Consider the following 11,757-nt stretch of genomic DNA (forward strand, 5'->3'; position numbering starts at 1 on the left):
GGTTAAGACAGCCAGTCGGCCACGGCCCGTGCCGTCGTCCCGGCGTGCTCCTCCATCATGGTGAAGTGGTTCCCCGGCACGTCCAGCGCGGTGTGCGGGAGCTGCCAGTACGACCGCCAGTCGCCGTCGCGGGACCAGTCGAAGAGCCGTTCCCCGGCCCGGACCAGCAGCGTCGGCGTCTTGACCTCCTTGGGCCGCCACTGGCCGAACAGCCGGAAGTAGGCGCCCATGGCCAGCAGCCGGGTGTCGTCCACCGGCACCTGGCCGGCGCTGCGCTCGTCCATCCCGGCGCTCAGTCCGGGCTGGAGGGCCACGGCCGCGTCCCGGTCGTGCGAGTAGATGTCGAGCAGGACGACCGCGTCCGGGAAGACCCCGGTGCTCTCCAGCCGCGCGGCCACCTCATGGGCGAGCAGCCCGCCCGAGGAGTGGCCCAGCAGCACGAACGGCGCCCCGTCGGTCTCCCGCAGCACCGCCTCGGCCTGCGCCTCGATCACGGCCTCCGGGTTGGCCGGGAGCCGCTCCCCGGCGACGAAGCCGGGGTTGCCCAGCGCCCAGACGTCCCGGTGGCCGCGGAACCCGGCGGCGAACCGCGCGTACTGGTGCGGGCCGCCGATCGACAGGATCGAGGAGAAGCACACCAGCGCGGGCCCGGTCTCACCGCGCGACAGCCGTACCAGCGCGGGCGTCTTGTCCAGCTCGGCGGCGCTCGCGAACGAGGGCCGGAACCGCGAGACGTCCATCAGCAGCCGGGTGAACTCCTCCTGCTTGCCGAGCTGTCCGGCCTCCCGCATCATCGCGCCGAACACGGCCGACGGCTCCGCGCCCGCCGCCTCCGCGCGCGCCGCGTCCGAGACCGCACCACCCTCGGCGGCCACCGAACCGGCCAACTGCGCGAGCAGTTGCCGGGCGACCAGCTCGGGCGTCGGGTGGTCGAACAGCAGCGTCGGGGCCAGCCGCAGCCCGCTCGCGGCGTTCAGCCGGTTGCGCAGCTCCACGGCGGTCAGCGAGTCGAAGCCCTGCTCCAGGAAGCCACGCGTGGCCCCCACCGCCTCCGCGTCCGGGAAGCCGAGGACCGCGGCGGCCTGGCCGCGGACCAGGTCCAGCACGGCCTTCTCGCGCTCCGCCTCGGCCAGCCCGGCCAGCCGCCGCGCCAGCGAGGGGCCGCCTGTGTCGGCCGCCCCGGCGGCGACGGTACGCCGCCGGGCCGGAGCCCGGACCAGCCCGCGGAACACGGCGGGCAGTCCACCCTCGGCGGCCTGCTCGCGCAGCGGCGCGATGTCCAGGTGCAGCGGTACGAGCACCGCCGCACCGCCGACCGTGCACGCCGTGTCGAACAGCTCCAGACCGTCCCGCGAGGACAGCGGCGCCATCCCGGAGCGCTCCATACGGGCCACGTCCGCGTCCGCCATGCCGCCGGTCATCGCGCTGCGCTGCTCCCACAGGCCCCAGGCCAGCGAGAGCGCGGGCAGTCCGGCGGAACGGCGATGCGCGGCAAGGGCGTCCAGGAAGGTGTTGGCCGCCGCGTAGTTGGCCTGGCCCGGCGCGCCGAAGGTACCGGCGGCGGACGAGAACAGCACGAACGCGGAGAGGTCCAGATCGCGGGTCAGCTCGTGCAGGTTGTGCGCCGCGGCCACCTTCGGCCGGAAGACCGTGTCGATCCGGTCCGGGGTGAGCGTGGGCAGCAGCCCGTCGTCCAGCACACCCGCGGTGTGCACGACAGCGGTCAGCGGATGCTCCGGATCCACCTCGGCCAGCAGCATCGACAGCGCCTCGCGGTCGGCCACATCGCAGGCCGCGACGCTCACCCGGGCACCCAGCGCGGTCAGTTCGTCGACCAGCTCGGGCATCCCCGGGGCGCGCTGTCCGCGGCGGCTGTTGAGCAGCAGATGCCGCACACCGCGCTCGGCCACCAGATGGCGGGCGAGCTGTCCGCCGAGGACACCGGTGGCGCCGGTGATCAGGACCGTACCGTCCGGGTCGAACTCCGGCAGCGCTTCCGGTACCCGGCCCTCGTTCTGCTCCTGGGTGGCGACCCGGGCCAGCCGGGGCGCGTGGAGGGCACCCGCGCGGACGGCGAGCTGCGGCTCCCCGCCTGCCACGGCCGCCGTGAGCAGATCGGCCGAGGTCTCCTCACCGTCCAGGTCGAGCAGCAGGAAACGGTCCGGGTTCTCGGTCTGGGCGGTGCGGATCAGGCCCCATACGGCCGACCGCGGCAGGTCGTGCACCGCGGCGTCCGGGGACGTGGCGACCGCGTGCCTGGTGACGAACGCCAGCCGCGCCCCGGCGAGACCCTCTTCCGCGAGCCACGACAGCGCGCTGTCCAGCGCGGCGTGAGTGGCCAGCCGGGCGCCCTCCGCCACATCGCCGCCCCGGCGGGGCCGGTGTGCGGGAGGAGGACGACGTCCGGCCGGGGGCTGCCCGAGGCCACCACGGCCGCGAGTTCGGCCAGGTCGGCGAAGACGGCGCAGTCGGCACCGGCGGACTCCAGCGCGGCGACGAGCGCGAAGGCGTCCGTGCCGTGCGCGGCGTCCTGGCCGGCGCTGTTCGCGGCGTCTTGGCCGACCAGGGCCCAGCGGAGGGTCCCGGGGGCCGCAGAGGGCGTCGGCACCGGCGCCCACTCCAGCCGGAACAGCGAGTCGTGGTAGGTCACCTGGGCCGCGCGCAGTTGCTCCGGGGCGATACGACGCAGCACCAGGGAGTCCACCGACGCGACCGGGCCACCGTTCTCGTCCGCGACGTCCAGGGCCACCGTGTCCGGCCCGGCCGGGGCGATCCGTACGCGCAGCGCCGTGGCGCCCGCCGCGTGGAGCGTGACCCCGGCCCAGGAGAACGGCAGCCGGATCCCGTCGGCCTCGGCGCCCAGGAAGTCGCCGAGCACGACCCCGTGCAGCGCGGCGTCCAGCAGCGCAGGATGCAGTCCGAACAGCGCGGCGTCGGCGTGCTGCCGCTGCTCCAGGCGCAGCTCGGCGAAGACCTCCTCGCCGCGCCGCCAGGCGGCGCCCAGCCCCTGGAACGCCGGGCCGTAGCCGAAGCCCCCCGCCTCGAACCGCTCGTAGAGGTCGTCCACGTCGAGGGCGACGGCCTCGGCGGGCGGCCATACGGACAGGTCGGCGCCGCCGTCCGTGGCGTCACCGGAGGCCAGGACACCACTGGCGTGACGGATCCAGGGCCGGTCCGAGGCGTCGCCCCGGTCCGCGTCCGGCTCCGGGCGGGAGTAGACCTCCAGCGTCCGGCGGCCGCTCGCGTCGGGCGCGCCGACGGTCAGCCGGAGCTGGATCCCGCCCCGGCCGGGCAGGATCAGCGGCGCCTCGATGGTCAGCTCCTCCAGCAGATCGCAGCCGACCTGGTCACCGGCGCGGATCGCCAGTTCCACGAAGGCCGTCCCCGGCAGCAGCGCGGTGCCGGACACGGCGTGGTCGGCGAGCCAGGGGTGGGTCTGGAGGGAGAGCCGCCCGGTGAGCAGGAAGCCATCGGAGTCGGGCAGTTCGACGGCGGCGCCCAGCAGCGGATGCCCGGCGGCGCCAAGCCCGGCGGAGGCGACATCGCCCACCGAGAGCGGGACCTCGATCCAGTAGCGCTCGTGCTGGAAGGCGTACGTGGGCAGCTCGACGCGCTCGGCGCCCGTACCGTCGAACACCGCGTCCCAGTCGACGCTCACACCACGCGACCACGCCTCGCCCAGCGAGGCCCAGAAGCGGTCCAGACCGCCCTCGTCCCGGCGCAGCGACCCGATCGCGGCCGCGTCCATACCTGCGTCCTCGGCCGTCTCCTGCACGCCCATGGTCAGCACGGGGTGGGCGCTGGACTCGATGAACACACCGAAGCCCTCGTCCAGCAGCCGGCGGATGGCACCTTCCAACTCGACGGTGCGACGGAGGTTGGTGAACCAGTACTCGGCGTCCAGCTCCGGACCCTCGGCCCACTCCCCCGTCACCGTCGACAGGAATGGCACCTCGGCCGCCTTGGGCTCTACGGGGGCCAGCAGCTCCAGCAGCTCCTCGCGCAGCAGCTCCACCTGCGCCGAATGCGAGGCGTAGTCCACCGGCACCCGGCGCGCCCGCACCTCATCAGCCTCGCAGGACGCGAGCAGTTCGTCCAGCGCCTCGGGCTCACCCGAAACCACCGCCGACGAGGGGCCATTGACGGCAGCGACGGAGATCCGCTCCTCGCCCCACACCGCGATCCGCTCCCGGACCTCCGCCACCGGAAGCGCCACCGACACCATGCCGCCCTTGCCCGCCAGCACCCGGCCAATCGCCTGACTCCGCAGCGCCACCACCCGCGCCGCATCCTGAAGCGACAGGATTCCGGCCACACACGCGGCGGCGATCTCACCCTGGGAGTGGCCGACCACGGCGGACGGCCGGACGCCCAGCGAACGCCACAGTTCGGCGAGGGACACCATCACCGCGAACAGCACCGGCTGGACCACGTCCACGCGCTCCAGCGACGGCGCGCCCTCGGCGCCGCGCAGCACATCCACCAACGACCAGTCGGTGAACTCCGCCAGCGCGGCGGCGCATTCGTGGATCCGGGCCGCGAAGACGGGCGAGGCGTCCATCAGCCCCACCGCCATACCGGCCCACTGCGACCCCTGCCCCGGGAACACGAACGCCGTCTTGCCGGCCGTTCCGGTGCCCTGGACCAACTGGGCCACCGCCTCGCCCCGGGCGAGTGCCGTCAGGGCGCGGATGAAGTCGTCGCGGTCCGTGCCGACCAGCACCGCGCGCCGGTCGTGGACGGCGCGGGTGGTGGCCAGGGAGTAGCCGACATCGGCCGGGCGCAGGCCCGGATCGGTGTCGAGGTGTGCCAGCAGCCGCTCGGCCTGGGCACTCAGCGCCGCCTCGCTCCTGCCGGACAGGATCCAGGGCAGCACACCGGGCTCGGGCGCGGCGTCGGCGGCGGTGGGCCGCTCCGCCGGGGCCTGCTCGATGATGGTGTGCGCGTTGGTGCCGCTGATGCCGAACGAGGACACGGCGGCCCGGCGCGGACGGCCGGTCCGCGGCCAGTCCAACTGCTCGGTGAGCAGCGACACCGCGCCCGCCGTCCAGTCCACGTGCGGCGACGGCTCGTCCACATGCAGGGTCCTGGGCAGGACGCCGTGCTCGATGGCCTTGACCATCTTGATGATTCCGGCGACACCGGCCGCGGCCTGGGTGTGGCCGAAGTTGGACTTCACCGAGCCGAGCCAGAGCGGCTCGTCCTCGGTCCGCTCCTGGCCGTAGGTGGCCAACAGCGCCTGCGCCTCGATCGGGTCACCCAGCGTCGTACCGGTGCCGTGTGCCTCGACCACGTCCACCTCGGCGGCGGACAGCCGGGCGTTGGCCAGGGCCTGGCGGATCACCCGCTGCTGGGACGGGCCGTTGGGCGCGGTGAGGCCGTTGGAGGCGCCATCCTGGTTGATCGCGGAGCCGCGGACGATGGCGAGCATCGGATGGCCGTTCTTCCGCGCGTCCGACAGCCGCTCGACCAGCAGCATGCCCACGCCCTCGCCCCAGGCCGTACCGTCGGCCGCGGCGGCGAAGGGCTTGCAGCGGCCGTCGGTCGCGAGACCGCGCTGCTTGCTGAAGGCCACGAAGGTGCCGGGGGTGGCCATCACGGTCACCCCGCCCGCGAGCGCCAGCGAGCATTCACCGCTGCGCAGCGCCTGCACCGCCATGTGCAGGGTCACCAGCGACGACGAGCACGCCGTGTCGACGGTGACCGCCGGGCCCTCCAGACCGAAGGTGTACGACACCCGGCCCGAGGCGACACTGCCGGAGCTGGCCGTGCCCATATAGCCCTCAAGGCCGTCGGGGGCGCGGTGCAGCAGGGTGCCGTAGTCGTTGTACATGACGCCGGTGTAGACACCGGTCCGGCTGCCGCGCACCGCCGCCGGGTCGATCCCGGCCCGCTCGAACGCTTCCCAGGTGGTCTCCAGCAGCAGTCGCTGCTGCGGGTCCATGGCGAGCGCCTCACGCGGCGAGATCCCGAAGAAGACGGGGTCGAAGTGGTGGGCGTCGTGCAGGAATCCGCCGTTGCGGGCGTAGCTGGTGCCCTGCTGGTCGGGGTCGTCGTCGTAGAGCGACTCGATGTCCCAGCCGCGGTCGGTGGGCATGTCGGTGATGGCGTCGGCGCCATCCGTCACGAGCCGCCACAGGTCCTCGGGCGAGGTCACCCCGCCGGGGAAGCGGCAGCTCATCGCCACGATGGCGATCGGCTCGTCGGCGCCCGCGGTGGCGGTGGCGACGGGTGCGGCGGCGTCCTCCTGGCCGCCCTGGGCCTCGGCCCGCAGATACGCGGCGAGGGCGGCGGGGGTCGGGTAGTCGAAGATCAGCGTGGCGGGCAGTCGCACGCCGCTGACCCCGGTGAGGCGGTTGCGCAGTTCGACGGCGGTGAGCGAGTCGAAGCCGACCTCGCTGAACGCGCGCTGCGGCTCGACCGCTTCGGGCCCGGCGTAGCCGAGCACGGCCGCCACCTGCGTACGGACCACGCCGAGGACGATCGCCTCGGCCTCGGCGTCGGACGCCCCGGCGAGCTGCTGGGCGAGCGCGCCGGACCGCGCCGCGGCGGCGGCCTGGGCCGCGCGGCGGGGCGGGACGCGGACCAGACCGCGGAAGAGGGGCGGCAGCATTCCGGCGCTCGCCTGCGCCCGGAGGGCGGCCAGGTCCAGGGGCATGGGCACGAGGAGGGCCTCGTCGGCGGTGTCCGCGAGGTCGAACAGCTCCCGGCCCTGGTCGGCGGTGATGGCGGCGACGCCACCGCGCCGCAGCCGGTCCAGCTCCGCCTCGTCCAGCTCCCCGGCCATGCCGCCGGACTCGGCCCACAGGCCCCATGCGAGGGAGGTGGCGGGCAGGCCCTGTGCGGTGCGGTGCTGGGCGAGGGCGTCCAGGAAGGCGTTGGCCGCCGCGTAGTTGCCCTGGCCCGCACCGCCGAAGACACCGGCGGCGGAGGAGAACAGGACGAACGCGGACAGGTCCGGGTGGTGGTCGCGGGTCAGCTCGTGGAGGTTCCACGCCGCGTCGACCTTCGGGCGCAGCACGTGCGCCATGCGGTCGGGGGTGAGGGAGGCGATGACGCCGTCGTCCAGGACGCCTGCCGTGTGGATTACGGCGGTCAGCGGGTGCTCGTCCGGAATCGCCGTCAGCACCTCGGCTAGCGCGTCCCGGTCCGCTACGTCGCAGGCGGCCCAGTGTGCTTCCGCACCCAACTCGGCTAGCTCGGTGGTGAGTTCGGCGGCGCCTGGGGTCTGCGCGCCGCGACGGCTCACCAGCAGCAGGTGTCGTGCGCCGCGCTCGGTCACCACGTGTCGGGCGAAGAGGGCGCCCAGGGTGCCGCCGGCGCCGGTGATCAGGACCGTGCCGTTCGGGTTCCACGCGGCCGGGGCGTCGGCGGGGGCTGTGGCGCGCGCCAGGCGCGGGGCCCGGATCTCGCCGTTGCGCACCGCTACTTCCTGCTCGCCGGATGCCACGGCGGTCGGCAGTGCGTCCAGCGAATCCGCGTGGCTGTCCACGTCCACGAGCAGGATTCGGCCCGGGTTCTCCGACTGGGCGGAGCGGATCAGGCCGCGGGCCGCGGCGTGGGCCAGGTCGGTGCCGGAGATGAGGACGACCAGGCGGGTGTCCGCGAAGTGGTCTTCGGCCAGGTAGGTCTGGAGCAGGGTGAGGGTGCGGGTGGTGGCCCGGTGTGCGGCTTGGGTGGGGTTTTCCCCTGTCCCGCCCCTTCCCGCAACCATGGGCTCCGCCCCTGGACCCCGGCCCTCAAGCGCCGGACGGGCTGGGTGGCGGGTGCTGTCCCCGGCTTGGGGCACGGCCGGTGCCCCGGCACGCCCTTCGGGCGTGTCCTCAAGCGCCGGACGGGCTTGAGATGCCTCGCCCGGATGGGCATGCGGAACCGCACCGTCGGAGGCCACCAGGGACACCACGATGTACTCCGGGGCCTTCCCGGCCGCCTCGGTCAGGGTGGGCAGGTCCGGGTATGCGTTGAGGCCCAGCGGGTTGTCGCCTACCGCTGTCAGGTGGTCCTTGGTGATCGTCCCGGACGGTGTCGGGATCGGCGTCCAGTCCACGCGGAACAGGGCGTCCGCCGCGTTGCCGCCGGGGCGGTCGGTGCTCAGTTGGTCCGGGGAGACCGTGCGCAGCGCGAGGCGTTCCACCTCGGCCACCGGGGCGCCGGTGACATCGGCGAGTTGCAGGGACACCGTGCCGTTTCCGGCCGACGACAGCCGGACCCGTACGCTGTCCGCGCCCACCGAGTGGACGCGCACACCGGTCCAGGAGAAGGGCAGTCCGCCCTGGCCCGGGTTCTCGGTCAGGTCGCTGAGGCCGATGGTGTGCAGGACGGCGTCCAGCAGTGCCGGGTGCAGTCCGAAGACGGCGGCGCCGGGCTCGGCGTCCTCGGGGAGGGCGACCTCGGCGTAGACCTCGCCGTCGCCCCGCCAGGCGGCCCGCAGCCCCTGGAAGACCGGGCCGTAGCCGAAGCCCGCCTCGGCCAGGCCGTCGTAGAATCCTTCGGTCTCGATGCGCTCGGTGCCCGCGGGCGGCCAGGCGCTCAGGTCGAACGACGGGGCCGCGGACGTGCTCTCCGCGAGCACACCGGTGGCGTGGCGCAGCCACGGCTCGTCGTCTCCGGCCTCGTCGGGACGGGAGTGGAGGGCGAGGGTGCGGCGGCCGGTGTCGTCCTGGGCGCCTACGGCGATCTGGAGTCGGACCCCGCCCCGCTCGGGCAGGATCAGCGGGGCCTCCAGGGTGAGTTCCTCGACCAGGTCGCAGCCGGCCTGCTCACTGGCGCGCACCGCCAGTTCCACGAACGCGGTGCCGGGCAGCAGGACCGCGCCCATGACGGCGTGGTCGGCCAGCCACGGGTGGGTGTCCAGCGCGAGCCGCCCGGTGAACAGGAAGCCCTCCGCGTCGGCCAGCGACACGGCCGTGCCGAGCAGCGGATGGTCGGCGGTGCCGAGGCCGAACGAGGTCACGTCGCCGTAGGCGGTGCCCGCGTCCAGCCAGTAGTGCTCGCGCTGGAAGGCGTAGGTGGGCAGTTCGACGCGCTCGGCGCCGGTCCCCGCGTAGTACGCCTCCCAGTCGGAGGCCGTGCCCCGGGTGTGCAGGGTGGCCAGGGCGGTGGTCAGGGTCTCGGCCTCGGGGCGGTCCTTGCGCAGCGCGGCGGCGAACGCCACCTGCTCGGACTCGCCCACCAGGCACTCCTGGCCGAGCGCGGACAGCACACCGTCCGGGCCGAGTTCGAGGTAGGTCGTGACGCCTTGCGCCTCCATCGCGCGCATGCCGTCGAGGAAGCGCACGCCCTCGCGGACATGGCGGACCCAGAAGTCGGCGGTGGCGATCTCCGCGGCGGGCGCTATGCCGCCGGTCAGGTTGGAGACCACCGGGATCTTCGGGGCCTCGTACGTCAGGCTCTCGGCGACCTTGCGGAACGCCTCCAGCATCGGGTCCATCAGCGGCGAGTGGAAGGCGTGGCTGACGGTGAGCCGCTTGGTCTTACGGCCCTGGGCCTCGAAGCCTTCCGCGATCTCCACGGCCGCGCCCTCGTCACCGGCGATGACGACCGACGTCGGGCCGTTGAGCGCGGCGATCGAGACGCGGTCGTTCAGCAGCGGCGTCACCTCGTCCTCGGACGCCTGGACGGCGATCATCGCGCCGCCGCCCGGCAGCCGCTGCATCAGCCGCCCCCGGGCCGCCACCAGCAGTGCGGCGGCGTCGAGCGAGAGCACCCCCGCGACATGCGCGGCGGCGATCTCGCCGATGGAGTGTCCGGAGACCACGTCCGGCTTCAGGCCCCACGACTCGACGAGGCGGAACAGCGCCACCTCGATGGCGAACAGCGCGGGCTGGGTGAAGCCGGTGCGGTCCAGCGCGGCGGCGTCGTCCCCGAACAGCACGTCCTTCAGCGGCCGTTCCAGGCGCGGGTCGAGCGCGGCGCACACCGCGTCCAGCGCCTCGGCGAACGCCGGGTAGGTCGCGTACAGCTCACGCCCCATGCCGAGGCGCTGGCTGCCCTGGCCAGTGAAGAGGAACGCCAGCTTGCCCCGGGTCTCCACGCCCTGGACGACCCCGGCGGCGGGCTCACCGGAGGCGAGCGCGGCGAGGCGGTCGAGGAAGGTCGCGCGGTCACCGGCGATGACGGCGGCCCGGTTCTCCAGGGCGGCGCGGGTGGTGGCCAGGGAGTGGCCGAGGGACACCGGGTCCAGCTCGGGGCGTTCGGCCACGTAGCTGTGGAGCCGGGCGGCCTGGGCGCGCAGGGCGTCCTCGCCCTTGGCGGAGACCAGCCACGGCAGCAGCGGGAGGTCGCGGGGCTCCGTCGGCTCCTCAACGGGGGCCTGCGCGGGGGCCTCTCCGGCCTCCTCGCCGTCGGTCTCCGCCTCCGCCACCGGCGCCTGCTCGATGATCAGGTGGGCGTTGGTGCCGCTGATGCCGAACGAGGACACGGCGGCCCGGCGCGGGCGGTCGGTCTCCGGCCACGGACGGCCCTCGGTCAGCAGCGAGACGGCCCCGGCCGACCAGTCGATATGCGGCGACGGCTCGTCGATGTGCAGGGACCTGGGCACATAGCCGTGCTCGATGGCCTTGACCATCTTGATGATCCCGGCGACACCGGCGGCGGCCTGGGTGTGGCCGACGTTGGACTTGATGGAGCCCAGCAGCAGCGGCCGCTCCGGGCTCTTCTCCTTGCCATAGGTGGCCAGCAGGGCCTGCGCCTCGATCGGGTCGCCGAGCGTCGTGCCGGTGCCGTGTGCCTCGACCACGTCGATCTGGTCGGCGGTCAGCCGGGCGCTGGCGAGCGCCTGGCGGATGACGCGCTGCTGGGACGGGCCGTTGGGCGCCGTCAGACCGTTGGACGCGCCGTCCTGGTTGATGGCCGAGCCACGGACGACGGCCAGCACCCGGTGGCCGTTCTTCCGCGCGTCCGACAGCCGCTCCACCAGCAGCATGCCCGCGCCCTCGGACCAGCCGGTGCCGTCCGCCGACGCCGCGAAGGACTTGCAGCGGCCGTCGAAGGACAACCCGCGCTGGCGGCTGAACTCGGTGAAGGTGCCGGGCGTCGACATCACGGTGACACCGCCCGCCAGCGCCAGCGAGCATTCGCCGTTGCGCAGCGCCTGCATGGCCAGATGCAGGGTCACCAGCGACGAGGAGCACGCCGTGTCGACGGTGAGCGCGGGGCCCTCCAGGCCGAAGGTGTACGCCACCCGGCCGGAGGCGATGCTGCTGGAGCCGCCGGTGCCGAGATAGCCCTCGACACCGGGCGGCACGGCGCGCAGCCGCGAGGCGTAGTCGTGGTACATGACGCCCGCGAAGACACCGGTACGGGTGCCGCGTACGGAGGTGGCGTCGATGCCCGCCCGCTCGAACACCTCCCAGGTGGTCTCCAGCAGCAGGCGCTGCTGCGGGTCCATCGCGAGGGCTTCGCGCGGATTGATGCCGAAGAACGCCGGGTCGAAGTAGTTGGCGTCGTGGAGGAAACCGCCCTCCCGGACATAGCTCGTGCCCGCGCCGTCCGGATTGTCGTCGAAGAGCCGCCCGATGTCCCAGCCGCGGTCGGTGGGGAACTCGGAAATGCCGTCCCCGCCCTCGGACACCAGCCGCCACAGGTCCTCGGGCGACTCGACGCCGCCCGGGTAGCGGCAGCTCATGCCGACGATCGCGATGGGCTCCTGGTCCTCCGACTCCACCTCCTGCAGGCGGCGCCGGGTCTCATGCAGGTCGGCGGTCACCCGCTTGAGAAAGTAGCGGAGCTTTTCCTCATTCATACGTGCGTTTCCCT

At 73.9% G+C, this 11,757-nt stretch carries 2 protein-coding genes; both read right to left on the reverse strand.

What is annotated here, in order from left to right; genetic code table 11:
* Positions 1-2 precede the first annotated feature (2 nt).
* Positions 3-2,225 (reverse strand): type I polyketide synthase, encoded by a 2,223-nt coding sequence (locus CGL27_RS52080; protein WP_240450991.1) that lies wholly within the window; start codon positions 2,223-2,225, stop codon positions 3-5.
* Positions 2,189-11,743 carry a type I polyketide synthase gene (locus CGL27_RS18435; protein ID WP_240450547.1) on the reverse strand — a complete coding sequence of 3,185 codons (9,555 nt, stop codon included), beginning with the start codon at positions 11,741-11,743 and terminating at the stop codon, positions 2,189-2,191. Before CGL27_RS18435 ends, CGL27_RS52080 begins: the two co-directional genes overlap by 37 nt.
* Positions 11,744-11,757: the final 14 nt, after the last annotated feature.

The sequence above is a fragment of the Streptomyces sp. 11-1-2 genome (assembly GCF_003595545.1).
Taxonomy (GTDB): domain Bacteria; phylum Actinomycetota; class Actinomycetes; order Streptomycetales; family Streptomycetaceae; genus Streptomyces; species Streptomyces hygroscopicus_B.